Raw genomic sequence first — 25,884 nt, 5'->3', positions numbered from 1 at the left:
GATGCCCGGGTCGAGCCCGGGCATGACAATCCGGATCAGTTATCCAGGAAGCTCCGCAGCTTCCTCGACCGCGACGGATGCTTCAGCTTCCGCAGCGCCTTCGCTTCGATCTGACGAATACGCTCGCGCGTCACGCTGAACTGCTGGCCGACTTCTTCCAGCGTGTGGTCGGTGTTCATGCCGATGCCGAAGCGCATGCGCAGCACGCGCTCTTCGCGCGGAGTGAGCGAGGCGAGCACGCGCGTGGTGGTCTCGCGCAGGTTGGACTGGATCGCGGCGTCGATCGGGAGGATCGCGTTCTTGTCCTCGATGAAATCGCCGAGATGTGAATCCTCTTCGTCACCGACGGGGGTTTCGAGCGACAAGGGCTCCTTGGCGATCTTGAGGACCTTGCGGACCTTCTCGAGCGGCATGCCGAGCTTTTCGGCGAGCTCTTCCGGGGTCGGCTCGCGGCCGATCTCGTTGAGCATCTGGCGGGACGTGCGCACGATCTTGTTGATCGTCTCGATCATGTGCACGGGGATGCGGATGGTGCGCGCCTGGTCGGCGATCGAGCGGGTGATCGCCTGCCGGATCCACCACGTGGCGTAGGTCGAGAACTTGTAGCCGCGGCGGTATTCGAATTTATCGACGGCCTTCATCAGGCCGATGTTGCCTTCCTGGATCAGGTCGAGGAACTGCAGGCCGCGGTTGGTGTACTTCTTGGCGATCGAGATCACGAGACGGAGGTTGGCTTCCACCATCTCCTTCTTGGCCTGGCGGGCTTCGCGCTCGCCCTTCTGCACGGAGTGCACGATCTTGCGGAATTCGATGATCTCGAGGCCGGTCAGCGCGGCGAGCTGATGCACCTCGTGACGGAGGTCCTTGATGCGGTCCTTCTCATGGTGGACGAAGTTCTTCCAGCCCTTGGCCGACAGCTTCGAGACACGGTTGAGCCAGCGCGGATCGAGCTCCGAGCCGGTGTAGTTGCGCAGGAAGTCCTCGCGCGCGACGCCATGGCTGTCGGCAAGGCGCATCAGGCGGCCCTCATGCGAGACGAGGCGCTTGTTGATGTCGTAGAGCTGCTCGACGAGCGAGTCGATACGCGCCTGGTTCAGGCGCAGCGACTTCACCTCGACGATGATCTCGTCCTTGAGCTTGCGGTACTTGCGCTCCTGGTGCGGCGACAGCGAGGGACCGTGCGAGGTGCTCTCGAGCTGGTTCTGGATGTCCTGCTCCTGAAGCTTGCGCAGCTTCTTGTAGCTCTCGGCGATCTTGTCGAAGATCTCGACGACCTTCGGCTTGAGCTCGGCCTCGATGGCCGCGAGCGACATCTGGTTCTCGAACTCGTCGTCCTCGTCCATGTCGGCTTCGGCGGCGGCCTCGCCCGGATCCTTCTCCTCGCCAGCCTGACCGCCGGGGGCGGGCTGCGCGGCGCGGAACGGGGTCGGCGACGGAGGCGCTGCCGGCGGCGCGACATGCGCGGGCGCACCGGTCGCTGCAGCCTGGCCCTCGGCCGGCGCTTCGCCGTTCTCGCCGTTGGGGCCGGCGATCATCGCATTGTTCATGCCGCCCTTGGCGTCGGGACCGGCATAGGTCGCTTCGAGATCGATGATGTCGCGGAGGAAGATCTTGCCTTCGTTGAGCTCGTCGCGCCAGATGATGATGGCCTGGAAGGTCAGCGGGCTTTCGCACAGCCCTGCGATCATCGCCTCGCGGCCGGCCTCGATGCGCTTGGCGATCGCGATTTCGCCTTCGCGGGACAGCAGCTCGACCGTGCCCATCTCGCGCAGATACATGCGCACGGGGTCGTCGGTGCGCTCGCCCGGCTCGCTCTTCTTGACCTCGGTGACGGCCTTCTGGGTGACCTCGACGAGCTCGTTATCGGTCTCGTCCTCGCCCTCGTCCTTCTCTTCCTCGCCTTCGCTATCGTCGGCTTCGGTGACGTTGATGCCCATGTCCGAGAGCATCGACATGATGTCCTCGATCTGTTCGGGCGAGGTCTGGTCGGACGGCAAGACTTCGTTGAGTTGATCGAAGGTCACGAAGCCGCGCTTCTTGGCCTGCTTGATCATCTTCTTCACTGCCGCATCGGACAGATCGAGCAAGGGAGACGGCGCGTCCTGGGAGTCCTTCTCCGGCGCGTCCGCTGCCTTGTCGTCTTTTTCCTTGTCCTTCGCCTGCAGCGTCTTTGCCTTGGTGGCCATCCATTGCTCCTAAACGCGCTTCATGCGAGACGATCGCCGCGCCCGCGTGAATTCACTTGAACCTGTTGCTCGACGCTCTCGCTTCGGCAGCTCTCGACACGGAAAGGGCGGCGCACATCTCTCTCGCCACCCCCAACTCTCTCTCGCCGGAATTGCCTAACGCTTCGTGAGCCTCTTTGTCGCAGCGGATGCAGGTGTAGTGCCAACAGCGATTGCGCGGATTCATTCCTGACGCGTCTGTTCTGCCTGCGGCCGCCTGGTGGCCAAAGTGCTACAAGACCGTTAAGCCTCGATTAACCCTGTTTTTGCCGCCAAACCTTGGATTTGGCGAGTCTTTTAGCGGTTCCGGCCCCGGCCGTCCGCATGATTCTTTCATCACACGCTCTTCTGGAACCGGCCCGACAGCTCGCCAAAACCCTCGATCAGGGCCTCGGTACCATCGACCTCGGCTATCCGAGCCTTGACGTCACGCAGCCACGCCAAATTGGCCTCGCTGGGGTCCTCCCCCAAGGCCAGCTCGGCGTCCTTCAACTCCCTAAGTAGTGAATGGTATTGCCGATGCAAGGCAACCAGCTGATGCCAGGTGGCAAGAACGTCGTCCCGCGCCGCGCCCTCGCGGGCGCCCCACACCGCCGCGGTCGTGATTCCTCCCTCAACCCTTTGAAGAACTTGTGAAAATCCGCCCTTCTCAAGGTCGCTGCGCATCTTCTCGGCAAGCTCTCCGGGGTCCGGAGAGTGGTGGTGGTCGTTGGCGAAGGCGGCGATGATCCCGGCCCGGAGCTTGTGCGCCTCGGGGTGGGCCAGCTCCAGGGCCGCCACTTCCTCGAGATGGTCGTGCAGCAGCCAGGGATGGTTGATCAGGCATTGCAGGATCAGGGCTTCCCGGCGGGAGATGGCGCTGCGCTGGCCCTTCATGATCGGGCTTGCCGCGAGCTGGGGGCTCGCCGCCTGGTAGGGGCCGGACGGAAGCAGGGTCGGACCGGGCTGGCCACGGCGGCCGCCGCCAAATCCTCCCCCGAATCCCTGGCCACCGAATCGATTCGCGCTCCCCCCTGCCCTCGGCTGGAACGGCCGGCCGCCGCCGGGACGGAAATTGCCCCGCCCGCCAAAGCCGCCGCGCCCGCCGTCGGGGGCGAAGGCGCGCTGCAGCCGTTCGATGAACTCGTCGCGGTAATAGCGCCGCACCACCTCGTCGCGGATGCCGTTGGTGAGATCCTTGATGCGCGCCTCCAGCGCGGCGCGACGCTCGGGCGTGGCGAAGTTGCCGCCTTCGAGCTCGCGCGACCAGATCATGTCGGCGAGCGGACGGGCCGCATTGATCACCTCCTCGATCGCGCCGCGCCCGCCCGAGCGGACGAGATCGTCGGGGTCCTGCCCTTCCGGCAGCAGTGCAAAGCGAAGACTCTTTCCGGGCGCGAGGAAGGGCAGCGCGAGATCGGCGGCACGAAACGCGGCCTTCTGTCCGGCGCGGTCGCCGTCGAAACAGAGGATCGGCTCGTCCGCCATCTTCCAGAGCAGCGCGAGCTGGCTTTCGGTGAGCGCGGTGCCGAGCGGCGCGACGGCGCCCGAAAAGCCCGCGGTGACCATGGCGATGACGTCGACATAGCCTTCGACCACGATCAGCGCGCCGCCGTCATGGGTGGCTTTGCGCGCGGTCTGGTGGTTGTAGAGATTGTCGCCCTTGTGGAAGAGCGGCGTCTCCGGCGAATTCAGGTATTTTGCAGGGACGTCCTTCTCCAGCGCGCGCCCGCCGAAGGCGATGACGCGACCGCGCAGATCGGTGATCGGAAACATCACGCGGTCGCGGAAGCGGTCGTAGGGCACGGGAATGTCGTTGCCCGCGACGAGGAGGCCGGTCTCGATCATGTCGTCGACAGAGACGCCCTGCTTGCCGAGATGCTCCTTCAGCGCGAAGCGATCGGGCGGGGCATAGCCGAGACGGAACTGCAGTTGCGTCGCCGGCGATATGGCGCGGTCGGCGAGATAGCCGCGCGCCTTGGCGCCGACGCGCGAGGCCAGCGTCTCGGCGAAGAATTTTGCCGCGAGATCCATGACGTCATGCAGCGAGCGCCGCCGCTGCTCCTGCCGCGCCGCATCGGGCGTCACAGCCGGCAGCGGCAGGCCCGCCATGCCCGCCAGCCGCTCGACGGCCTCGGCGAACGGCAGGCCGTCGGTCTCCATCACGAAGGTGATGATGTCGCCGTGCTTGCCGGAGGAGAAGTCGTGGTAAAAGCCCTTCTGGTCGTTGACGTAGAAGGACGGCGTCTTCTCCTGCTGGAACGGCGACAGCCCCTTCCACTCCCGCCCCGCCTTCTTCAGCTTGACGCGCTTGCCCACGACCTCGGAAACCGAAAGCCGGGCACGAAGCTCGTCGAGGAACTGGGGCGTGAAGCGCATGGGCTGTGTCTAGCGCGAAACCGGGTGAGTCGGGCGAAGGATGAGGGATATAGGTGCGGACTGGCCAAAGGCCAGGTTTGAGCGGGTTATCCGGGTTATTCGACCTATGCACAGGGTCTCTTCTGCCGCCACGGGCCATCATTTTTCACCGTCACCCTCAAAGCCGTTGTCGCTCGGGGTGGCCGTTCAGCGGCCCTCGAAGGGCGACGGCCCGGCTCTCACCGCGAGGAGCGCGCTGCGATAGCTCGGCCGTCCATCCTTCGAGGCTCCCGGGGCGACGCCATGCGTCGAGCCAGTCGCACCTCCAGCGACAAAGGCTACGCCTTTGCGCGGGGATGACGGGACGGGCTGCGGAAACTCTTGCCCCCCGCCCGGTTCCACGCTTCCATGTGCCCATGTTCAGGACCTTTCGAGGCGGCCAGAGCGGGGGCTGGCGCGTCACCTCGATTTCAGCGGTGACGGGCGAGCCACTGCCTTTCATGCCGGCGCTGTCGGTCACCGACAGCGAGGCCATCTCGTTGCCGCTGGTGCCCTCGCGCAATGCCTGGCGGCTGGTCGGCGTCGCCAGCAGCCTGCGCTACACCGAACGGCCCGAGAAGCAGCAGCTCGTTGCCGTGCAGGCCGGGCTCGGCCGGATGGAGGCCACCAGCGCGGCGCTGATCCCGATCCGCAAATCGCAGGCCTGGTGGGACCTGACGCAGGAAGAGCGGCGCAAGATCTTCGAGGACAAGTCGCACCACATCGCCGGCAGCCTGCGCTTCCTGCCCGCCATCGCGCGGCAGCTCTATCACTGCCGCGACCTCGGCGAGCCCTTCGACTTCCTGACCTGGTTCGAATTCGCCCCAGCGGATGCCTCGCTGTTCGAGGAGCTGGTGGGGATGCTCAGGCAGACCGAGGAGTGGGCTTACGTCGAGCACGAGGTCGACGTGCGCGTGGTGAAGGAAGTGCTGTCGGCGTAGCCGTAGCTGTGAGCCCGGACAAAAGTGCGCCCCCTCGACCCGTTCTTACGGGGCCGCGACGAGCTTCGCTCGCGCTGAGAGGGTTGGGGTGAGGGGCTCTCTCCACATGTGAAATCATCGAGGGACCTGTACCCCCTCACCCGGATTGCATCTTCGATGCAATCCGACCTCTCCCCGCAAGCGGGGAGAGGTAAAAAAGCATCAGCCGCTAATGATCGAGAAACCGTCCCGACTCGATGCTCGGCAGATCCGTCACCGGCCAGTTGTAGACGTAGGTCCACGCCTTCTGCGTGGAGCCGTCAGGCAACGTCACGTCGATCAGTTGGCGCAGATATTCCGTCGGCTCCGGAAAGCCTTCGCCGCAGGCCTCGTACATATCGAGCTCGGCCAGCAGTTCGTCGGGCACGCGCAGATGAAACAGCTCGCCGTGGACGAGGTCGGAGGAAGCATCCGAGAGCAGCAATCCCGGATAGTGCTTCACCAGCACGAGCCGGCCGCGGCAAGTCGCCTCGCCCAGGAAATCCGCATGGCCTGCAAGCAGCCGCGCCATCGGATGGTCGAAGCCGCGCATCAGGGTGCCGTAGACGAAGAGACGATCGGAGGTCATGGGGGGTCTATAGCTGGCAATCGTTCGGAGCGACAGAGGCGCATACTCGCCGTCGTCCTGGCTTTCGCCAGGACGACGCAAGGAGAGTTTCTACAAAGCCTCTTCCAGCTCCGCGCCGCTGCGCTCTTCGTCCGAGACCACGCTGATGCTGACTTCCATCACGTCGAACGCATCCTGGGTGCCGATATAGACGCCGTGCAGCGGGATCGCCTGGCGCGGGTCGCGGGCGACGGCGACGCGGATGAGGTCGCGGGTGCCGACGATGCCGTTGGTCGGATCGAACTCGATCCAGCCGGCGCTCGGCAGATAGACCTGCACCCATGCATGGGTCGAGCCGCCGCCGACATGATGTTGAGCGACGTCCTCGGGCACGAAGAGATAGCCCGAGACGAAGCGCGCGGCGATGCCGAGACGGCGCAGCGCCTCGATCATGAACAGCGCATAGTCGCGGCAGGTGCCGGTGCCCAGATGCAACGTGTCGCCCGGGGACTGCGTGCCGGGCGCATGGCGCCTGCGATAGTCGAACTTGTCCCGAATGGCGTGCGTGATCCGACTGAGGATCTCAAACGTCGGCGACGGCGCACCCTCGTCGAGGAAGCCGCGCACCCATTCCGCGATCTCGCCGTCGGGATCGGGATATTGCGGCGTGATGTACTGGACGAGATCGGGCAATTCCGCATCGTCATAGACGAAAGGATAGAAGAACGCGGGATCATCAGGCGTCAGCGCGAAATCCTCGACCGGATTGTGCGCGACCGTGACGTGCCAGTCGAAGACGAGCCTGTCCGCGCGCGCGTCGAAATCGGCGATGGCGACCGAATTGCCGAATACGTCGTGGATCCAGCGCAGCGACATCGGCTCGGGCGAGATCCTCAGCCTGGAGTCGAGCACGCGCAAATCATGGCCGTCGCTCGGGCGCAGCATGAATCTGTGCTCGCCGAACGCCACAGGCCGATTGTATCGATATTCGGTCTTGTGGTGAATCGTCAGCAGCGGCATCGTCGGGAGATCATGGTGATGTTGGGCAGGCCCATTGTTAGCGATTGTTTGCCCAATTTCCGGGGCGACTGCTTTTTCCATAGGCAATCTTGATGGCTTTCAACACAGCCGAGACGGCAGATCAACTGCTCGGCGAGGGTGACATTCCTCCAGTGCATGAGGTGAATGCAGCAGGCACATCGCCGTTCCTGCTCACATCGGACCATTACGGACGCATCCTGCCGCGCGCGCTCGGCGATCTCGGCATCCCCGAGAGCGAGCTCGTCAGGCACATCGGCTGGGACATCGGCATTGGCGGCGTCGCCGAGCGCCTCGCCGGGATGCTCGATGCGCATCTGATCGCACAGCGCTACTCACGGCTCGTGATCGACTGCAACCGGCCTCCGGCGGCGGCGAGCTCGATCCCCGTGATCTCAGAGGCAACCGCGATCCCCGGCAATGAGGCGATCGCCGACGCCGAGCGCGCGGCGCGCCGGCGCGAGATCTTCGAGCCCTACCATCACCGCATCGACGCGACCATCGGCCGGCGCCTGCACGACAAGCGGCCGACCGTGCTGGTGTCGCTGCACAGTTTCACGCCCGTCTATGCCGGCGTCGCACGGCCCTGGCACATCGCGGCGCTCTACAATCGCGACACCGTGCTGCCGCAGCTCTTGCTGAAACATCTGCGCGAGGAAGGCGATCTCGTCGTCGGCGACAACGAGCCTTATGCGGTGAGCGACCTCAACGACTACACCATCCCGGTCCATGGCGAAGCCCGCGGCCTCGTCAACACCGGCATCGAGATCCGCCAGGACCTGATCGCGGACCAGTCCGGCCAGCGGCAATGGGCCGAGCGGCTGGCGCGGATCTTTGCGGAGATCGAGCTGGAGATGAAGGCGGAGCTGTTGGTGTAGCGCGAGGCGCCGGCCACGTCGCACACTATGTTCCCTCCCCCCTTGCGGGGGAGAGAGCGCAGCGGAGTACGGCGAAGCTGTCTGCTTCCCACTAACCGCCGCGCGTCGCGACGAACAGCGCCAGCGCGGCGAAGATCGCGGCGATGCCCCACAGCACATAGGCCATGCGGCCGTCGCCGCGGGCATCCAGCGTCGCTTCGGCGGGATTGTCGGGGTTGACGCGAACGTCGACGGTCGCGCCGTCCTGGTAGCGCGACATCAGCTTCTTCAGCAACTCCTCGGAAGCCGACGGCGATTGCGTCGCGACGCGCGCGCATTCATTGGTGTAGGCGATGTTCTGATAGCGATAGGTGTAGGTCACGCGCTTGCCGAACATCTCGATGCCGCGCGCCTCACCCGGTTCGCTGGCCTCGTGATATTCCTCGATGCCCGACAGCTTGATGGTGCCGGCAACGACCGGCCAGCGCGTCGCCATCGACGCCTGCCGCTGCACGGCCCAGGCCATCAGGCCGATGACGAGGCCGAACGCGGCGAAGCCGACGACGAGGCCCGCAAGGTCGGGACGGGCGATGTGGTGCGCGAGATATTGGTAGCTCTGGTTGAGGCCGAAGGCCGAGCCGAAGATGATGGCGAGCACGATCGCCGAGCCGATGCCGAGACAACCCCACAGCCCTTTGGGCAGGTCGCGCTCCAGCACGGCCTGATCGGGATGCCTGGGATTGTAGTAGACGGTGACGATGCTTCCGGCCGGATATTTCGCGAGCTTCTCGGCCACCTGGAAATTGCCGAGGTCCTCGCCGATCGAGATGCGGTTGCAGCGCAACTTGCGGCCGGCCACGGTGTATTCATAGGTGACGTTGGCGAAGTTGCGGCTCTCGGTGCGATAGCCGTCCTCGCGCTCGTCGTCGGATACCTTGACCTCGCGCACCTCCGCGACCGAGGTGACGACCTTGCCCGCGGCCTGCGGCCAGCTTCGCGCCTCGCGCGCCTGCCAGGTCTTGACGATGGCGGCAATCAGGATCAGCGCCAGCGGCGCAAGCAGCATCGCGTAAACCAGCGGCGGTAAATTCGGCACGGCAAAAATCCTTCGTCAACGGCAATGCCCGATTGGACGCATTGCCGCCGCGAAAGGTTCAAGCCGAACCGGCCTCGAGGGAGGTTATTTCGCCCGGATCAGCGCCAGCCAGATGCCGCCGCCGATCATGAAGCCGCCGGACACGCGCGATACGATGCGGGTGCGGCGCGCCGAGAAGAAGCCGCGGATCTGACCGGCGAGCAGCGCGTAGATTCCGTCCGTCAGGCCGGCAAGCACCATGAAGGTCAATCCGAGCACCAGGACCTGCGACAGGTGATCCTTGCTCATGTCCATGAATTGCGGAATGAACGCGCCGAAGAACACCAGCAGCTTCGGGTTCGACAACGCCACGACAAAGCCCTGCAGGAGAAAGCCACCGCGCGGCGGAGGCGGCGGCGAGTCGGCATCGACGCCCTCGACCGGAGAGCGGATCAGCTTGATGCCGAGCCAGACCAGATAGGCCGCGCCTGCAAAGCGCACCCAGTTGAACCAATAGCCCATCGTCGCCATCAACGTGGTCAGGCCGACCGCGAGGATGCCGATCACGATCAGCAGCCCCATCTGCACGCCGAGAATGTTGGTCAGCGCCGAGCGCGTGCCGTAGCGCAGGCCGTTGGCGATGACGAGGGTCACGATCGGCCCCGGCAGCAGCGCCAGCGCAATGCAGGCGGCAACGAAGGCGAGATAGGCTTGCATGGACATCATGGGCGGGGACTCGGCTGAGGAGGGGTTAGGGTATTAATGCATGGGATGGACGGGGATGGAAGGCGTCAGTCGCGCACAAGGCGGGGTATGACGGCGGAGGTGGCGGAAGCGCCGCGCCTCCCTTACCTTCCATCCAGCGCCGCGGCCATCCATCCCTTCATCTCCTCCGTGTCCAGGAACACCAGCGCCGCGCGCTGCACGGCGGTCGCCTCGCCCGCGCCTTGCGCCACCGCAACCAGTAGATCGCAGTGGCGCGACAGCGCGAGGCCCGCAGCGGCGTGGCGCGCACCGTCGGGCATGTCGAGGTCGTAATGCCTGACGCGGCCGTGCATCGCGGCGACGCTCACGGCCGTGCCCGGCGCGATCGCCCGGAAGCGCGGGCTGATCAGATCGATGTCGGTGACGCGGTCGACCTCGTCGTCATCAGCAACGCCGGTCTCGCAATTGCAGAAGCCGCGCTTGGCGCGGACGTAAAGCTCTGCCCCGTCGCATCCGCCCGCGACACAGCGGAACGCCCGGCCCATCGGCCAGCCATCGCGGGGAAACGGCCAGGCGATCTCCCGCCAGTCCCCGGCGCGTTGCGTCTCGGCGGCGCGCAGGCTCGACACGGCACCGAGAGCGATCACCGCCATCAGCATCGTCGTCCCGCGCCGCATCGTCAGTTCTTCGGCAGGCCGGCCACGGCGCGCGCCGGCCCGGTCAGCTCGAGGATGTGCAGGCCGGTATTGGCGCGGTCGACGATGTAGATGTAGCCGCGATCGTCGGTCTCGACATTGTTGGTCTGGATCGCGACCTTGCAGCGCTCGCCGCCTTCGACCGGGATGCAGCGCTTGTCGGTCGCCGCGGTGATCGCCGGGATGAAATAGCCGACCTCCTTCGGATGATAGGGATCGCGGATGTCGAGCGCGCGCACCCCGGCATTGAAGAAGGCGATGAAGGCCATCTTCTTGTAGTAGACCGGCGCCATGCTCTCGTTCGAGGAATGCGAGCCGAACCGCCCGCCGCGCTGGCAGAACTGTCCACTCGCCTCCGGCACGGTGTAGCTCGAGATCATCATCGGCCGGTTCTCGGTGGTGACGTCGGCGAACCACACCATCTGCCTGGCCTCACCGCATTCGTTCAGGATCGCCTCGTCCACGATCATGACGATATCCCGCGTCTTGCCGTCCTTGTCCTCGGCGAACTCCGCAACGGGCATGTCGAGCATCGGGAACGTCGTGTGCGCGCCGTTGAAGGCGGACATCGGCATCCGCGCGATCTCGGGAAAACGGAGATTGTCCGGCGTCGGCTCCTTCGGACCGGTCAGCAGCTTCTCGCGATCGACGATCTGCAGGATGCCGCCCTTGTTGGTGCCGTAGCCGAAATAGACGCGGTTGCCGTTCGGGCCGGTCGAGATCGGCCCGTGCAGCTCGGTCGGCACCGCGCCGGTCGAGCCCGGCTCCTGGCCCGGCAGTCCGAAGTCGCGAATCTTCTGCGGGTGCGCGGGATCGGAGAGATCGTAGATCTGCGTCATGCGCCGTGTGCGCCAGTCCGGTGCGCCCGAGACGAGGAAGGCGATGCCGGTGTCGCATTCCCACCAGCTCTTGTGCGTGTCCTTGAGGCCGGCGATGCGCGTGATGAGCACGGGACTGGCGGGATCTGTGACGTTCCAGATTTCGTGCGCCTCGCTGCCGAAGGTGCGCAGCATGTAGACCGCAGCAGGGTCGCCCTTCGGCAACGTCTTGCCGTCGCAGACCCGCACCATCTGCGCGCCGCCGGATTCGTACTTGCCCTCCTGCCCCGGCAAATGCCGCAGATATTTCGGACGTGCGGGATCGGTGACGTCGACGATCGAGGTTCCGTTCGGCTCCGCCTGTCCCGTCATCGGATTGACGGGAGCGGGCACGTCGTCGGTGCCGCCGTGATGGCCGATATAGGCGATCCAGCGGTCGCCCTGGTGGTGGATGGTCGGCTGATAGGCGCTGCGCGCCTGGAGGTCGTTGCTGCCGACCAGCTTCATGTTGGAAGCTTCCGGCGGCGCGCCGATGGTTTGCTTCTGCGCGTGGACGAGAGAGCTGCAGGCGAAAAGGACGAGGCTTGCAGCAGTCAGGACGCAACGGAACATCAATGTCCTCCCCGGAACCAATCTGCGTTGGCTGAGATGAAACGCTAACACGGCCGGTCGTGACGGCCAAAGACACCATCTTGACATGCAACCATTTGGTTGCCTATTATCACCGCCATGGATGAGGTCTTCAAAGCGCTCGCCGATGCGTCACGACGTTCGCTTCTGGACAGGCTTCACGCCAGGAACGGCCAGACACTGAATGAACTATGCGAGGGCCTTGCGATGACGCGGCAGGCCGTCACGAAGCACCTTGTCATCCTCGAAGAGGCCAACCTCGTCACGACCATCAGGCATGGCCGCGAGAAGCTGCACTACCTCAACCCGGTGCCGATCCATCAGATCGGCGAACGTTGGATCAGGAAATTCGAGCGCGGCAAGCTCGCCGCGCTCGGCGAGTTGAAACGTCAGTTGGAGAAGCGCGATGAGTAAGCCGCAATTCGTCTATGTGAGCTATATCGAGACCACTCCGGAAAAACTGTGGGAGGCCCTGACCTCGAGCGAGTTCACCAGGCAATACTGGTTCGGTGCCGAGGTCAGGTCGGACTGGAAGGTCGGCTCGCCCTTCGCCCTGCTGCTCGACGGCGAGGTCACCGATTCCGGCGAGATCCTGCAGGCCGATCCGCCGCGGCTGCTGTCCTACAGCTTCAAGCACCACAAATTCGCGGAACTGCGCAGTGAGCCGATCTCGCGCGTCGTCTTCACCATCGAACCATTCGGATCGCTGGTGCGTTTGACCGTGCTGCATGACGGCTTCGTCGAAGGCGGCAAATATCTCGGCGCCGTCTCCAACGGCTGGCCGGCGATCCTGTCCCAGCTCAAGAGCCTGCTGGAGACCGGCAAGCTGCTCGGCATTCCGCGCGCAGCCCTCAACAAGGGATTCGACGCAAAATGACCCCCGACCAGTTCAAGCCGCTGACGGTCTACACCATCTACATCGCTTCCACGCCCCAGAAAGTGTGGGAGGCGCTGACCTCCGCGGAGTTCAGCACGCAGTATTTCTTCGGCAATGCCGTGGCGGTCGAACCGCGCCTCGGCGGCGCGTTTATCGTGCGGACGCCCGGCGGCGCGCTGCACATCAGCGGCGAGGTTCTCGCCTACGATCCGCCGCGGAAACTCTCCGTCACCTTCAACGTGAACTGGCCGGAGCTGATCGAGAAGCTCGGACCGACGCTCGTGACCTACGAGATCGAGCAGGTCGGCGATGCGGTCCGGCTCACCATGAGCGAAGGCCACGACCGGCCGCTCAGCGACGACATCCTCGAAGGCGGACGGCAGGGATGGCCCGCGATCCTCTCCAGCCTCAAGAGCGTGCTCGAGACCGGCAAGCCGCTGAGGGTGAAAATGGGCCCGCCGCAGCGGATGCTGGCCGCGCTGAAGGCGATGGGGATCAAGACGCCGTAGGCGAAACGGCCAACATTGTCGCGATGCCCTCTTTCCCTCTCCCCTTGTGGGAAAGGGTGGCTCGCCGCGCCAGCGGCGAGACGGGTGAGGGGTATGTCGCCGCACCTGAATCTCTTGCACTAGAGTTCGCTGAAGCGCCCCCTCATCCGGCGCTTCGCGCGACCTTCTCCCACAAGGGGAGAAGGAAGAAGGGCAGCGGAGACTACGGCACCGGCACCACCAGCCGCCGATAAAGATGCCACGTCGCATGCCCGAGCACCGGCAGCGTCACCACCAGCCCCAGGAAATACGGCAGCGCCGAGACGATCAACAGCATCACGATCACCGCGGCCCAGCCGATCATCGGCAGCGGGCTCGTCACCACCGCACGCACGCTCGTCACCATCGCGGTGACGAAATCGACCTCGCGGTCGAGCAGCAGCGGAAACGACACCACGGTGAGCGAGAACAGGATCAGCGACAGCGCCGCGCCGACCGCGTTGCCGATGGCGAGGAACAGCAAGCCCTCGTTGGTCGTCAGCACCACCGTCATGAACTCCTGCAGGCTCGAGAACGAGGCGTTCAGACCGAGCAGCAGCGCGATCAGGAGGCGCACCTGGTACATCCAGATCACGAACACGAACAGCGTGACGAACGCCATCCAGCCGATCTCGCTGCGCGAGCGGATCGCGGACCAGATCGCGCCGAACGAGACGGGCTCGCCGCGCTCGCGGCGGCGGCTGACTTCGTAGAGACCGATCGCCACGAACGGCCCGATCAATGCGAAGCCGGCCGCCAGGGGATAGACCAGATAGACCATGCCGAAGGCGGTGAGGCAGAGCATGATGGCGATGCCGCCGCCCGCATAGAGCGCGCCGAAGCAGAGTCCATAGAGCGGCAGCGCCTGGAAATCGCGCAGGCCCTCGACCAGCGCCTCGGCAATGTCGGTCGCCGCGACGGGACGAACCACCGGATCGACCTTGCCCGAGATGGACATCAGCTCCCTCCTCATTTTCAGGCGCGATCTTCGTCGCACGCGGGCTCGATCCTAGCGCCCCGCGCGGCCCCGCGCACGTGCAAGTTGACCGCCCGCTGACGGTATCCGGGAACATCAACGAATTCTTTCACCATCAGGACGTTTTCCGCAGGATGGCTATGGACGGGGCGGATGGTGGTGCCGCAAATTGTACCTTCGAAGCAGCACACGCGATGACCGGACTGGACCATTCGAACGATGAGCTTGCGTACCCGGCTACTGATCCTCGTCATCGCGGCCATGCTGGTGCCGGCGGGTCTCGTCGGCGTGCGCTTCGTGCAGAACCGGAGCAGCGACATCAACGCGGCGCTCGCCAATCTGACGGCAGCGGCCGACGAGATCGCAGGCGATCTCGACGAGAAGATTCAAGGCACGGCCCAGCTCCATTATGGCCTGTCCCGCGCACGCGACCTCGACACGCGCGACAAGGCGGCGTGCTCGGCCTTTCTATCCGACGTGCGCGAGGAGTACCCGCAGTTCACCGGCATATTGACCATCGATCCCGACGGCCGCCTGTTCTGTGACTCGCTGCGGACCAACCGCACCCTCGACCTCAGGGATCGCGCCTATTTCAAGCAGGCGCTGGTCTCGCCCGGCGTGGCGCTCGAGCCGGTGTTCGGCCGGCTGACGGGGATATCGGTGCTCCAGATCGCCTATCCGGTGCGATCGGAGGCGGGCGCGCTCAAGCTGATCCTGCTCGCCTCGTTCAACCTGCGCAAATTCGCGGAATTTCACCACAAGCGGCTGCTCGGCGAGAAGGACATCCTGCTCGTCGACGGCAAGGGCACGGTGCTGGTCGCGCCCTCCGGCGGCGGCTGGACCGAGCCGGTCGGCGGATCGATCGCGGGATCCGAGTTGCTGCGCTTCGCTGCGACGCCGGACCAGAAGGCGTTTCAGGAGGTGACCGATCGCGAAGGCCGCACGCAGGTCTGGGCCGTCGCGGCCCGCTCGTCATTGGCCCGCAATGCCGGTCTGTACATCCTGGTCGGGCGATCCAAGGACGGCCTCGTCGCGGCGGCGAACCGCCGGCTCTACGAGGACATGGCTATTCTCGCGGTCGCCTCGCTGCTGCTGCTTGCCGCCGTCTGGATCCTCGCGACCGTGAGCGTCGGACGCCAGGTCGGGCGGCTTGCCGCGATGGCGAAGAAGCTCGGGCGCGGCGATCTCAGCGCGCGCATTTCCCCGCCTCATCCGCGCGGCGAGCTCGGCGGACTGATGACGCTGCTCAACGACACCGCCGAGTCGCTGCAGCAGCAGCGCGCCGACATCGCCGACCTCAGCCAGAAGCTCAGCCAATCGCAAAAGATGGAGGCCATGGGCCAGCTCACCGGCGGCGTTGCGCATGACTTCAACAATCTCCTGACCGTCATTCTCGGCAATTCGGAGCATCTTGCCGACCGCCTGGCGGGCGACAGGGAATTGCACCGGATCGCCGGCGACATCGCGACCGCCGCCGAGCGCGGCTCCGACCTGACCCGCAGCCTGCTCGCCTTCGCGCGCAAGCAACCCCTGAGGCCGCGCGACATCGACATTGCCGGCAAGCTGCTCGACATGGAGCCGCTGTTGCGCAGGTCGCTGGGCGAGCACATCGAATGCACCTTCGCGCTCGATGCGGATCTCTGGATGACCAGCGTCGATCCCGGCCAGTTGGCGACGGCCCTGCTCAACCTCGTGCTCAACGCGCGCGACGCCCTGCCCGACGGCGGCAAGCTGACGGTCGAGGCACGCAACATTTCGCTCGGAGAAACCGACCTCGACGTCAACGGCGAGTCGCGGCCGGGGGACTATGTCATGGTGGCCGTGACCGACACCGGCACCGGCATGAGCGCCGAGGTGGCGGGCCGCGCCTTCGAGCCGTTCTTCACCACCAAGGAGGTCGGCAAGGGGACCGGGCTCGGCCTCAGCATGGTCTACGGATTCGTTCGCCAGTCCGGCGGCCTCGTGCAGATGCAGTCCGAACCGGGACACGGCACGGTCGTCAAGCTGTTCTTTCCCCGGCTTGCGGCGGCTCCGGCCGAGGAGCCCGCTCCCGGTGAGCAGGCCGTTGTCTCCGAGGGCAACGAGACCATTCTCGTCGTCGAGGACGACGACATGGTGCGGGCCTATGTCGAGAGCGAGCTGAAGGCGCTGGGCTATCGCGTGCTTGCGCGGTCGAACGGTCCCGCGGCGCTGGACCTGCTGCGCCAGCGCGGGGACATCCATTTGCTGTTCACCGACGTCGTGATGCCCGGCGGCATGTTCGGGCCGGAGCTCGCGCGGCAGGCCGTTCAATTGCGGCCCGGGCTCAAGGTGCTCTTCACCTCCGGCTACACGCAGAATCCGGTCAAGACGCCTGATGGGGTCGGCGACGCCCGCATCCTGACAAAACCGTTTCGGCGCAAGGATCTCGCCGCGATGCTGCGGGCCGCGTTGTCCGCGCCGCCGCGATAGATCAGGACGAGAAGGCGAGCTGGAGCGCGACGGCGAGATTGGCCGCGAACAGCCCCGCATCGATGACGAAGATGCGGAGCATCGGCCCCTTCAGCACCGGCCAATAGGCGACGCCGACGCGGCCGCCGCGCATCAGCACGGGAACGTTGTAGACGAACTGGCTGAAGTGGCAGGCAGAGAAGAACAGGAACAGCACGATCTGCGCCTGCAGCGGCTGGAAGAAAACCGGACGCGCGGCCAGAAGATAGAACGACAGCAGCCCGATCGGCAGGTTCATGCCGCCGAGGAACGCAACGCTCGCCGCCAGGGTCGGCGCGATCGGATTGCCGTGCTCTTCCCGCGGCAGCAATATCTTCAGCGTGTTGGTTTGCGCGATGCTGAACTGGATGAACGCGCCGACGAACCAGAGCGCGTTGAGAAGCAGGACGATGTCGAGGAGACGCATGGCTATTTCCCGTAAAAGGCTTCGCTGCGCACCACGCGGCCCGCATCGTCGAAGTCCATGAATTCGCTGGCGCGCGTGCCGCCCAATTCCCACCAGACCGTCAGGCGCGCGATGGTCTCGTCCCAGCTCCAGCTCAGGATCTTCAGGTCGGCGCTTTCGATGTGGCCATAGGCCCGCCGCCAATAGGCGCGGATGTTCTCCGCACCGGTGACGACCGGGGAGCCGGTCAATTCGAGCGCGAGAGGACTGCGCATCTGTGCATCGTCGGCAAAATGCGCGACGACCGCGTCGATGTCGACCTTGCACCAGCTCGCGCACCAGGCCGCGACGAAAGGTCCGGCGGCGGCGCTGTTCATCTTCCCTGCGCTCATGGCGGAGCCCTCCCCGGCTCGTTGGCCCGGAAAGTGGCAAAGCCGCGCTCTCATGTCAACTACGTTGACTTGAGCCGCCTTCAATTATTGTCGGCAATCGCCTCCATGACGGCCATCCAGGCCGCCGCGCCCGACGCGCCGGCGCGATCGAACGCCTGACGCATGACCTTGCGCTCGTGGTCCGAGGCCCTTTGCTCGATGCGCTGGCCTGCGGCCGTGAGCCGCAGCAGCTTCGAGCGATGCTGCTCGGGCGCGCGCTGCGTCGTCAGCAGCTTGCGCTCCAGCAGAAGATTGAGCGGCCGGTTCAGCGCCTGCTTGGAAATTCCGAGAACCTCGATCAGCGCGCCGATCGCGATGTCGGGCCGGCGCGCCACGACGTAGAGGATGCGATGATGCGAGCGCGACAGGCCCTGCTTGGCAAGATAGTCGTCGGCTTCCAGCGTCATCCCGCGCCAGCCGTAATACATGAGCTCCAGCGCCGCATCGAGCTCGTTCAGCTTCGCAAGCGAGGCGCGATGTAGCCCCGCGGCTTGAGACGTCTTTGGCATCAGGAAATCTAACCCCTCGCCCGCAGCTCGCGCCGCAGCACCTTGCCCGTGGCCGTCATCGGCAGCGTCTCGGCGAACTCCACATAGCGCGGATATTCGTGCGCGGCGAGCTGCACCTTCACGAACTCCTGGATCTCCCGCGCGAGCGCGTCACCAGCGGCGAAACCCGGACGCAGCACGATCCAGGCCTTGATGGACTCGGTGCGGATCGGGTCGGGAATGCCGACCACCGCGGCCATCGCGACCGACGGGTGCTTCATCAGCGTGTGCTCGATCTCGGACGGGCCGACGCGATAGCCGGCGGTGGTGATGACGTCGTCCTCGCGGCTGACGTACCAGAAATAGCCGTCCTCGTCCTGCACGCCGAGATCGCCGGTGAGCAGGAACTCGCCGGCATATTTCTTCGCGGTCGCCTCCGGATTGCGCCAGTATTCCAGCATCGTGCACGGACACGGCTGCCGCACGCCGATGATGCCGCGCTGGCCGCGCGGTTGCTCCTCGCCCTTGTCGTTGACGATGCGGACGTCGAAGCCCGGCGTCGCCTTGCCCATCGATCCCGGGCGGATCGGAAACAGGTTCGAGTTGCTGCCGATCACGAGATTGCACTCGGTCTGGCCGAACACTTCATGCGCGTCGATGCCGAAGGTCTCGCGGACCCAGCCGAGCAGCTCGCCGCCGAGGGATTCGCCGCCGGTGAAGATACTGCGCAGCTTCACGCCCGCATGCTTCACGTCGGCCTGCCGCATCAGCTTCAGCGCGGTCGGCGGCAGGAAGACGTTGCGCACGCCAAGATCGGCCATCATCTGCATCGCCGCCTGCGGCTCGAATTTGCGCGCGCGATGGCCGACCAGCGGGATGCCGTGATACCAGAACGCGAACAGGCCGTTGACGAGGCCGCCGATCCAGGCCCAGTCCGCCGGCGTCCACATGAGATCGCCGGGGCGCGGCAGGAAGTTGTGACACATCTCCACGTTCGGCAGATGGCCGAGCACGACGCGATGCGCATGCAGCGCGCCCTTCGGATTGCCCGTGGTGCCGGAGGTGTAGATGATCAGCGCGGGATCGTCGCATGAGGTGTCGACGCGCGTGAAGTCGGGCGATGCGGCCTTCACCGCATCCCAGAACGATTTCGTGCCCGCGGGCGCATGCTCGCCGACGACATAAACGTTCTTCAGGTCCGGCAGGCGATCGCGAATTTTGGATAGCTTCTCCCAGCCGCCCTCGTCGGTGACGATCGCCTTGGCCTGCGAGTTCGACAGGCGGAACTCCAGCGCGTCCTCGCCGAACAGCGCGAACAGCGGGATCGAGATCATCCCCGACCGGAACGCCGCCATATGCGCGACCGGCAATTCCAGCGATTGCGACAGGAACACCGCGACGCGGTCGCCGCGCACCAGGCCATCCGCCTTCAGCACATTGGCAAAGCGGCGCGACATCTCGGCGACCTCGTCGAAGGAGGTGCGCGCCGTCGCGCCGTTCTCATCGACATAGACCAGCGCGAGGCGCCCGGTGCCGTCAGCATGACGGTCGCAACAGGCTTCAGCCATGTTGAATCGATCCGGCACGTCCCAGCGGAAATTGCGGTAGAGCTCGTCGTAGGTCTTGGCTTCGGTCAGCATGGTCTTGGGTCGTTTCCTGGAGGCGCCGTCATGGCCGGGCTCGTCCCGGCCATCCACGTTCTTCTTGCTTGAGCATCCACTTTAAGCGCGTGGATGCCCGGGACAAGCCCGGGCATAACGATGGAGGGAGGCTGCTCACCGCACTGTCGCGAAGAACTTCCTGACATCGCGCACGAACAGATCCGGCTGCTCGAATGCGGCGAAATGACCGCCCTTCTCCATCTCGCTCCAATGGGTGATGCTGGAAAAGTTCGGCTCCATCCAGCGCCGCACCGGCGTGATGATCTCCTTCGGGAATACTGCGACGCCCGTCGGCACCGTCACCTTCGGCGTGGTGCGGCGCTTGCCAAAACTCTCCCAATAGAGCCGCGCCGATGACGTCGCGGTCTCCGTCGCCCAATACAGCATGACGTTGTCGAGCAACTCGTCCTTGCCAAAGATGTTCTCGGGGTGCCCGTTGCAATCGGTCCAGGCCCAGAATTTTTCCAGAATCCAGGCCGCCTGCCCGCTCGGCGAATCCGTCAGGCCATACCCGAGCGTCTGCGGCCGCGTCGACTGCTGCTTCGAATAGCCGGAGTCGAGATCGACGTAATGCTTGAGGCCGGCGAGTGCGCGCTTCTCCTCCGCCGTCGGCTCGCCCTCGACCTTCGGCGCGGCGTTGAAGGCGAGCGTGATATGGATGCCGGCGCAATGCGTGGGGTCCTGCGCGCCGAGCGACGTCGTCACCGCCGAGCCCCAGTCGCCGCCTTGCGCGCCGTAGCGCGCGTAGCCGAGCCGGTCCATCAGCTTCGCCCAGGTCGCGGCGATGCGGTCGACGCCCCAGCCGGTGGTCTTCGGCTTGGCGGAGAAGCCGAAGCCCGGCAGCGAGGGGCAGATCACATGAAATGCATCCGCAGGATTGCCGCCATGCGCGGCGGGATCGGTGAGCGGCGCGATGACCTTCTGGAATTCGACGATCGAGCCGGGCCAGCCATGGGTGATGATCAGCGGCAGCGCCGACGGCTCCTTCGAACGCACGTGGATGAAGTGGATGTCGAGCTCGTCGATCTCGGTGGTGAACTGTTCGAAGCGATTGAGCTTTGCCTCGCGGGTTCGCCAGTCGTAATCGTTGGCCCAGTAGGCGCAGACTTCCCGGATCCATTGCAGCGGCGCGCCCTGGCTCCAGTCGTCGACCAGCTCCGCCTCGGGCCAGCGCGTGCGCGCGAGGCGCGATCTGAGATCGGTGAGGATGTCGTCGCTGATGGCGATGCGGAACGGTTTGACGGCGGCGGACATCGGTTGCTCCCGATCGTTTATGTCGGGAGAGAGTAGACCGAACCGTTGCGGCATCAAAGGTGCACCTTCTCCTCTTGCGGGAGAAGGTGGCGCGAAGCGCCGGATGAGGGGTATCCATCCGCTAATTCGCTGTCGTTGAGTGCGCGGAGAGAACCCCTCACCCGTCTCGCCGCTTCGCCATAGCCGATGCGAAGCATCGGCGTTCTTAGAACGGCGGCCGGAGGCCGCCTATGCCACCCTCTCCCGCAAGGGGAGAGGGGAAGAGCGCCTAGCCCGACAGCGCGGCCTTCACCAGGCCGGATGCCTTGCCGAAATCCATCTGCCCCGCGTATTTCGCGCGCAGCACGGCAATCACCTTGCCCATGTCCTTCATGCCGGCAGCGCCGGTCTCGCCGATCGCATCCGAGATCGCCTTCTTCACCTCGTCCTCGGACATCTGCTTCGGCAAGTAAGCCGAGATCACCGCGATCTCCTCGCGCTCCTGGGCCGCGAGCTCGGCGCGGCCGCCCTTGTCGTAGAGCTCGACCGATTCCTGGCGCTGCTTGATCATCTTCTGAAAGACGCCAAGCAGGTCGGCGTCCGACAGCGGCGGCTTGCCCTGGCCGCGTGCGTCGATGTCGGCGTTCTTGATGGTCGAATTGACCATGCGCAGCGTGGACAGCTTGCGCTCGTCCTTGGCCTTCATGGCCTCCTTGACCGCATTGTTGATGTCGTCGCGCAGCATGATCGCCTCGTTTTGGAAACAGTCCGGAAAGACTCGTGGTCTACAACAAGATCCGGGGTCAATATAGGTGCTTGCATGAGGACCGGAAAGCATCTCGCCATGTTGGCGGTCTGCCTTGTGGTGCTCTGGGCAAGCCGTTTCGGCCCTTATTCCTGCGGCACGCTGCCGGGCTTCGCCAGCGAAACCAGCTCGTCCTGGCTCGCCATCGCCGTGAACGGCCTCTTTCTGATCCTTCTGCTGTACCTGCCGGTCTACGACTTCGTCTCCCTGCTGACGTACAAGCTCGGCTGGGAGACAAAGTTCAATCCGCTCGTGGTCTACGAAGGTGAGCACTCGACGACACCGGTCTCGACGACGGCCCGGCGCGTCCTTTACGTGGTCGACATCGCCGTGGTGGGCTTCTTTCTCCTGCCCCTCTGGACCAAGGCTGCCTATTGCGGGTGAGAGCCTAGCTCGCGAGCCAATCGGTCAGCGCCCGCGCCGTTGCTTCCGGCTGCTCCGGTTGCGGCAGATGCCCGCAGCGATCGAGGATCACGAGCCTTGCGCCGGCGATGCCGTCAGCCATTTCCTTCGAGAACGCATTCGGGATCGTGTTGTCGGCATCGCCCGTCAGCACCAGGGTCGGACACCTGATCGCGGAAAGCGTCGGCCGTGAATCCACCCGTGCGATGATCGCCGTCTGCTGCCGCAGATAGCCGTCCACGCCGACGTCCTCGTCCTGCGCATGTACGAGCTTGAGGATGTCGGCATCATCGCGCCGCGACGGATGCACGAGCTCCGGAAAGCTCTCCTCGCGGACGGCGCGAAGCTCGCCGCGCCTTGCGCGCTCCATCAGGCCGCGGCGGCGCGCGGTCGCCTCCGGCGTGTCGGGGCGGGCCTGGGTGTTGATCAGCGCGAGCTTCAAGACCCGCTCGGGCGCCTGGCGCATGATCTCGAGCGCGATGTAGCCGCCCATGGAATGGCCGGCGAGCGCGAAGCGCGGCGGGGCCTCGCGCAGCACCCGGGCAGCGATCGCCGGCATGCTGTCGTCGCGGATATGGTTGGCAATCATCACGGGGCCGAGCCGCCATAGGGCGGGCAGGACCGGCGCATAGATCCGGGCCGAGGAGGCCAGCCCCGGAACCAGCAAAAGCGGGGTCGTCTGGTCCATTATTGCCTCGCAAGCCCCCTAAATTGCCGGAAATTGTGCGGCCGAGCTTAAGTGCCCGCATCGGGCTGTCAAATATGCAAAAACGCATGTGAATCGGCGCATCTGCGCTTTGACGGGCGCGCGCCGGGGGCTTATGAAGCGGGCTCATGACACAACATGACAACGATCCCGCCTGGCCGGACCATAAACCGACCGCGCTCCTCGTGCTTGCCGATGGCACGGTGCTGGAGGGCTTTGGTCTCGGCGCCGAAGGCCACGCCGTCGGCGAGGTCTGCTTCAACACCGCGATGACCGGCTATGAGGAGATCCTCACCGATCCCTCCTATGCCGGCCAGCTCATCACCTTCACCTTCCCGCATATCGGCAATGTCGGTACCAACGAGGAAGACATCGAGACGGTGAACATGGCCGCGACGCCCGGCGCGCGCGGCGTGATCCTCCGTACCGCAATCACCGACCCCTCGAATTACCGCGCCACCAGGCATCTCGACCAGTGGCTGAAGGCGCGCGGCATCATCGGCCTCTCCGGCATCGACACCCGCGCCCTGACCGCGCTGATCCGCAGCAAGGGCATGCCCAATGCCGTGATCGCGCATTCCAAGACCGGCGAATTCGACCTGCACGGCCTCAAGGAAGAAGCGCGCGAATGGCCCGGCCTCGAGGGCATGGACCTCGTGCCGATGGTCACGAGCGGCCAGCGCTTCACCTGGGACGAGACGCCCTGGCTCTGGGACAAGGGTTTTGGCCGGCAGGAGAATCCCGAGTTCAACGTCGTCGCCATCGACTACGGCATCAAGCGCAACATCCTGCGCCTGCTCGCCGGCGTCGGCTGCAAGGTCACGGTGGTGCCGGCGACGACTTCGTCCGAAGACATCCTGGCAATGAAGCCGGACGGCGTGTTCCTGTCGAACGGTCCGGGCGATCCGGCCGCAACCGGCAAGTACGCGGTGCCCGTGATCCAGGACGTCATCAAGTCGGGCACGCCGACCTTCGGGATCTGCCTCGGCCACCAGATGCTTGGTCTGGCCGTCGGCGCCAAGACCAAGAAGATGCATCAGGGCCATCACGGCGCCAATCATCCCGTGAAGGACGAGACCACCGGCAAGGTCGAGATCACCTCGATGAACCACGGCTTCGCCGTGGACGAGACGACGCTGCCGAAGGGCGCGACGCAGACCCACATTTCCTTGTTTGATGGGTCCAACTGCGGCATCCAGCTCGACGGCAAGCCGGTGTTCTCGGTGCAGTATCATCCCGAGGCCTCGCCCGGTCCGCGCGACTCCCACTATCTGTTCCGGCGCTTCGCCGACCTGATGCGGCAGAAGAAGAGCGCGTAAGGCATAAAGACCACCCGGCGGATTCATCCGCCGGGTTGGTGACGCCGTCACGGACGCATGAACATGAAGTCCGTATCGGGGTCGCAATTCTCGGCGATGAAGCGCAGCTCCGCCTGGATGTCGGCGACGGACCTCGTCTCCAGATATTTCGAAATCACGAGACTGAGCAGGGCGCGGCAGACGGCTTCGTGCCCGAGGCCAGCCGTCTCCGCGTCGTCGACGGCCGCCGAGAAATGACGCTGCGCAATCTCGGATGCGTACATCGCGCTCCCCCTCTTTCGCTTCGACATGCGTGCCCGCCAATGGCCACCTGCGCCTTGATCTCCGTCAAGCCGGCGGATTGACTTGGCTCAGGAACCAAGCGACGTGCGCCCGTCTTGATCTCTGGTCTGTTGCTACTCGGAGCCCCGCCATGTCCGTTGTCCGCGACAATGCCGAGCTGCTCGCCATCGTCTTCGAGGACGATGGCCTCGTGCCGAACAACATCCTCCCGTTCCTGGCCTACCAGGGCGCGGTGCAGCTCGATCCGAAGCGTCCGGAAGAGACCGTCGAGAACCTGTTCGAGCAGAACGGCTGGGGCGGGACATGGCGCAACGGCGTCTACGACTTTCTGCACTACCATGCGACGGTGCACGAAGTGCTCGGCGTCGCGCGTGGGCATGCGCGCGTCCGCTTCGGCGGCGATCATGGCCAGGAGCTCGAGATCAAGGCCGGCGACGTCGCGATCCTGCCCGCCGGCACCGGACATCAGTGCATCAAGGCGAGCGATGATTTCTGTATCATCGGCGCCTATCCGCCCGGCGCGAGGATGGAGGTCACGCGCGCGACGCCCGAGAACCATGCGAAGGCGCTGAAGACGATTCCGAAGGTCGCAGTGCCGCCGGCCGATCCGGTCACGGGCAAGAACGGGGCGTTGATGCGGCTGTGGCGATAGCCACAAGCACGGTGCCGTAGGGTGGGCAAAGGCGCGCTCTGCGCCGTGCCCACCATCCGTCAAACGTCCAGTTGGTGGGCACGCTTCGCTTTGCCCACCCTACGAGAGCTTCGCCGGGCCGACGATGTCGAGGCGGCGGCCTTACGCCTCGTTGCCGCCTTCCTGCCGCGTCGCCTCGAACAGGAACCAGGTCCGCCGCTCGGTCTCGTCGATGAAGTTCTCGAGGATGCTCGCGCTGGCGACGTCGCCGGCCTCGTCGCAGACGTCGTGCGCCTTGCGCATCGCCGCTGCCACGTGCTTGTTGTCCTGCATCAGCTCGCGCAGCATCTCGCGCGGCGGGACGTAGTCCTCGTTGTTGTCCTTGATGGTCTGGAGCTTTGCGACCTGGCCGACCGATTTCAGCGTGGTGCCGCCGATCTTGCGGACGCGCTCGGCGAGCTGGTCGGTGGTCGCGAAGATCTGGTCCGACTGCTCGTCGAGCAGCAGGTGATAGTCGCGGAAATGCCGGCCGCTGACGTGCCAGTGGAAATTCTTGGTCTTCAGGTACAGCGCGAAGGCGTCGGCCAGAAGCACGTTGAGCGCCTCCGAGACCTTCTTGACCCCATCGGGCGACAGGTCGGTGGGGGTGTCGAGATCGGGCGAGACCTTGTTGTTGCTTTTGCTCACGGGAAACCTTCCTGTTAGGACGCGGACATTGACGGCGC

27 protein-coding genes are annotated in these 25,884 nt (G+C 65.2%); 9 read left to right on the top strand and 18 right to left on the bottom strand.

Annotated features, from left to right (window positions below; translation table 11 throughout):
- Window positions 1-35 precede the first annotated feature (35 nt).
- The gene (gene rpoD, locus A7X65_RS19445) at window positions 36-2,186 is read right to left on the bottom strand and encodes an RNA polymerase sigma factor RpoD (protein WP_063687488.1); all 2,151 of its coding nucleotides are present in this window, start codon (window positions 2,184-2,186) and stop codon (window positions 36-38) included.
- A 375-nt stretch (window positions 2,187-2,561) separates the two neighbouring features.
- Window positions 2,562-4,583 carry a DNA primase gene (gene dnaG / locus A7X65_RS19440; protein WP_063687486.1) on the bottom strand — a complete coding sequence of 674 codons (2,022 nt, stop codon included), beginning with the start codon at window positions 4,581-4,583 and terminating at the stop codon, window positions 2,562-2,564.
- Window positions 4,584-4,978: 395 nt separating this feature from the next.
- On the opposite strand from dnaG, the gene A7X65_RS19435 reads away from it, so the two are divergent.
- Complete coding sequence (locus A7X65_RS19435) at window positions 4,979-5,542, top strand: chlorite dismutase family protein (protein ID WP_063687484.1); 564 nt, start codon at window positions 4,979-4,981, stop codon at window positions 5,540-5,542.
- A 208-nt stretch (window positions 5,543-5,750) separates the two neighbouring features.
- On the opposite strand, the gene A7X65_RS19430 is transcribed toward A7X65_RS19435, so the two are convergent.
- Together A7X65_RS19430 and A7X65_RS19425 are read right to left on the bottom strand one after the other, a co-directional pair.
- Complete coding sequence (locus A7X65_RS19430) at window positions 5,751-6,149, bottom strand: gamma-glutamylcyclotransferase family protein (RefSeq protein WP_063687482.1); 399 nt, start codon at window positions 6,147-6,149, stop codon at window positions 5,751-5,753.
- Between the two features lie 90 nt (window positions 6,150-6,239).
- A complete protein-coding gene (locus A7X65_RS19425) occupies window positions 6,240-7,148 on the bottom strand; it encodes a transglutaminase family protein (RefSeq protein ID WP_063687480.1) in 909 nt (302 codons plus the stop codon).
- 92 nt (window positions 7,149-7,240) lie between these two features.
- Between A7X65_RS19425 and A7X65_RS19420 the strand changes: the two genes are divergently transcribed.
- The gene (locus A7X65_RS19420) at window positions 7,241-8,044 is read left to right on the top strand and encodes an N-formylglutamate amidohydrolase (protein ID WP_063687478.1); all 804 of its coding nucleotides are present in this window, start codon (window positions 7,241-7,243) and stop codon (window positions 8,042-8,044) included.
- A 91-nt stretch (window positions 8,045-8,135) separates the two neighbouring features.
- On the opposite strand, the gene A7X65_RS19415 is transcribed toward A7X65_RS19420, so the two are convergent.
- The 4 genes from A7X65_RS19415 to A7X65_RS19400 all read right to left on the bottom strand — a co-directional run bounded on the left by A7X65_RS19415 (window position 8,136) and on the right by A7X65_RS19400 (window position 11,928).
- Window positions 8,136-9,119 (bottom strand): DUF3592 domain-containing protein, encoded by a 984-nt coding sequence (locus tag A7X65_RS19415; protein WP_082884985.1) that lies wholly within the window; start codon window positions 9,117-9,119, stop codon window positions 8,136-8,138.
- Between the two features lie 84 nt (window positions 9,120-9,203).
- The gene (locus tag A7X65_RS19410) at window positions 9,204-9,821 is read right to left on the bottom strand and encodes a LysE family translocator (protein ID WP_063687474.1); all 618 of its coding nucleotides are present in this window, start codon (window positions 9,819-9,821) and stop codon (window positions 9,204-9,206) included.
- Between the two features lie 125 nt (window positions 9,822-9,946).
- Window positions 9,947-10,480 (bottom strand): hypothetical protein, encoded by a 534-nt coding sequence (locus A7X65_RS19405; RefSeq protein ID WP_063687472.1) that lies wholly within the window; start codon window positions 10,478-10,480, stop codon window positions 9,947-9,949.
- 2 nt (window positions 10,481-10,482) lie between these two features.
- Entirely contained in the window at window positions 10,483-11,928 is a 1,446-nt protein-coding gene (locus A7X65_RS19400; RefSeq protein ID WP_063687470.1) for an LVIVD repeat-containing protein, read from the bottom strand.
- 117 nt (window positions 11,929-12,045) lie between these two features.
- Here A7X65_RS19400 and A7X65_RS19395 point away from each other — a divergent pair, with 117 nt between their 5' ends.
- The 3 genes from A7X65_RS19395 to A7X65_RS19385 are packed head-to-tail and all read left to right on the top strand — an operon-like array spanning window position 12,046 to window position 13,332.
- On the top strand, window positions 12,046-12,360 hold the full coding sequence (locus A7X65_RS19395; RefSeq protein ID WP_063687468.1) for an ArsR/SmtB family transcription factor: 315 nt from the start codon (window positions 12,046-12,048) through the stop codon (window positions 12,358-12,360).
- The gene (locus A7X65_RS19390) at window positions 12,353-12,823 is read left to right on the top strand and encodes an SRPBCC family protein (protein WP_063687466.1); all 471 of its coding nucleotides are present in this window, start codon (window positions 12,353-12,355) and stop codon (window positions 12,821-12,823) included. The genes A7X65_RS19395 and A7X65_RS19390 overlap by 8 nt, the downstream gene beginning before the upstream one ends.
- On the top strand, window positions 12,820-13,332 hold the full coding sequence (locus A7X65_RS19385; RefSeq protein ID WP_063687464.1) for an SRPBCC family protein: 513 nt from the start codon (window positions 12,820-12,822) through the stop codon (window positions 13,330-13,332). Before A7X65_RS19390 ends, A7X65_RS19385 begins: the two co-directional genes overlap by 4 nt.
- 202 nt (window positions 13,333-13,534) lie before the next feature.
- Here A7X65_RS19385 and A7X65_RS19380 read toward each other — a convergent pair whose 3' ends face one another.
- Window positions 13,535-14,308, bottom strand: a complete 774-nt coding sequence (locus tag A7X65_RS19380) for a DUF2189 domain-containing protein (protein WP_063687462.1) — start codon at window positions 14,306-14,308, stop codon at window positions 13,535-13,537.
- A 237-nt stretch (window positions 14,309-14,545) separates the two neighbouring features.
- Here A7X65_RS19380 and A7X65_RS19375 point away from each other — a divergent pair, with 237 nt between their 5' ends.
- A complete protein-coding gene (locus tag A7X65_RS19375) occupies window positions 14,546-16,777 on the top strand; it encodes an ATP-binding protein (protein ID WP_063687460.1) in 2,232 nt (743 codons plus the stop codon).
- 1 nt (window position 16,778) lies between these two features.
- Here the strand turns inward: A7X65_RS19375 and A7X65_RS19370 are convergent, their stop codons facing one another.
- The 6 genes from A7X65_RS19370 to A7X65_RS19345 all read right to left on the bottom strand — a co-directional run bounded on the left by A7X65_RS19370 (window position 16,779) and on the right by A7X65_RS19345 (window position 21,759).
- Window positions 16,779-17,222, bottom strand: coding sequence for a hypothetical protein (locus tag A7X65_RS19370; RefSeq protein WP_063687458.1), 444 nt, complete (start codon window positions 17,220-17,222; stop codon window positions 16,779-16,781).
- Between the two features lie 2 nt (window positions 17,223-17,224).
- Window positions 17,225-17,593 (bottom strand): nuclear transport factor 2 family protein, encoded by a 369-nt coding sequence (locus A7X65_RS19365; RefSeq protein WP_063687456.1) that lies wholly within the window; start codon window positions 17,591-17,593, stop codon window positions 17,225-17,227.
- A gap of 80 nt (window positions 17,594-17,673) precedes the next feature.
- Complete coding sequence (locus A7X65_RS19360; protein ID WP_063687454.1) at window positions 17,674-18,141, bottom strand: MarR family winged helix-turn-helix transcriptional regulator; 468 nt, start codon at window positions 18,139-18,141, stop codon at window positions 17,674-17,676.
- Between the two features lie 8 nt (window positions 18,142-18,149).
- Window positions 18,150-19,760, bottom strand: coding sequence for an acyl-CoA synthetase (locus tag A7X65_RS19355; protein WP_063687452.1), 1,611 nt, complete (start codon window positions 19,758-19,760; stop codon window positions 18,150-18,152).
- A gap of 135 nt (window positions 19,761-19,895) precedes the next feature.
- Window positions 19,896-21,035: an epoxide hydrolase family protein gene (locus tag A7X65_RS19350; RefSeq protein WP_063687450.1), complete on the bottom strand. Its 1,140-nt coding sequence runs from the start codon at window positions 21,033-21,035 to the stop codon at window positions 19,896-19,898.
- A 268-nt stretch (window positions 21,036-21,303) separates the two neighbouring features.
- Window positions 21,304-21,759 (bottom strand): GatB/YqeY domain-containing protein, encoded by a 456-nt coding sequence (locus A7X65_RS19345; protein WP_063687448.1) that lies wholly within the window; start codon window positions 21,757-21,759, stop codon window positions 21,304-21,306.
- A gap of 75 nt (window positions 21,760-21,834) precedes the next feature.
- Here A7X65_RS19345 and A7X65_RS19340 point away from each other — a divergent pair, with 75 nt between their 5' ends.
- Complete coding sequence (locus A7X65_RS19340) at window positions 21,835-22,203, top strand: hypothetical protein (RefSeq protein WP_063687446.1); 369 nt, start codon at window positions 21,835-21,837, stop codon at window positions 22,201-22,203.
- Window positions 22,204-22,207: 4 nt separating this feature from the next.
- Here the strand turns inward: A7X65_RS19340 and A7X65_RS19335 are convergent, their stop codons facing one another.
- Window positions 22,208-22,909, bottom strand: a complete 702-nt coding sequence (locus A7X65_RS19335; RefSeq protein ID WP_063687444.1) for an alpha/beta fold hydrolase — start codon at window positions 22,907-22,909, stop codon at window positions 22,208-22,210.
- A gap of 146 nt (window positions 22,910-23,055) precedes the next feature.
- Here A7X65_RS19335 and carA point away from each other — a divergent pair, with 146 nt between their 5' ends.
- Entirely contained in the window at window positions 23,056-24,246 is a 1,191-nt protein-coding gene (gene carA, locus A7X65_RS19330) for a glutamine-hydrolyzing carbamoyl-phosphate synthase small subunit (protein ID WP_063687442.1), read from the top strand.
- Window positions 24,247-24,293: 47 nt separating this feature from the next.
- On the opposite strand, the gene A7X65_RS19325 is transcribed toward carA, so the two are convergent.
- Window positions 24,294-24,509 carry a hypothetical protein gene (locus A7X65_RS19325; RefSeq protein WP_063687440.1) on the bottom strand — a complete coding sequence of 72 codons (216 nt, stop codon included), beginning with the start codon at window positions 24,507-24,509 and terminating at the stop codon, window positions 24,294-24,296.
- A gap of 149 nt (window positions 24,510-24,658) precedes the next feature.
- Here A7X65_RS19325 and A7X65_RS19320 point away from each other — a divergent pair, with 149 nt between their 5' ends.
- Window positions 24,659-25,180, top strand: a complete 522-nt coding sequence (locus tag A7X65_RS19320) for a cupin domain-containing protein (RefSeq protein ID WP_063687438.1) — start codon at window positions 24,659-24,661, stop codon at window positions 25,178-25,180.
- A 141-nt stretch (window positions 25,181-25,321) separates the two neighbouring features.
- On the opposite strand, the gene A7X65_RS19315 is transcribed toward A7X65_RS19320, so the two are convergent.
- On the bottom strand, window positions 25,322-25,846 hold the full coding sequence (locus A7X65_RS19315) for a Dps family protein (RefSeq protein WP_063687436.1): 525 nt from the start codon (window positions 25,844-25,846) through the stop codon (window positions 25,322-25,324).
- Window positions 25,847-25,884 lie beyond the last annotated feature (38 nt).

Origin of the sequence: Bradyrhizobium stylosanthis (genome assembly GCF_001641335.1) — a bacterium.
GTDB lineage: Bacteria > Pseudomonadota > Alphaproteobacteria > Rhizobiales > Xanthobacteraceae > Bradyrhizobium > Bradyrhizobium stylosanthis.
The sequence above is the reverse complement of the archived record's forward strand: the minus strand, read 5'-3'. Positions and strand labels throughout refer to the sequence as shown.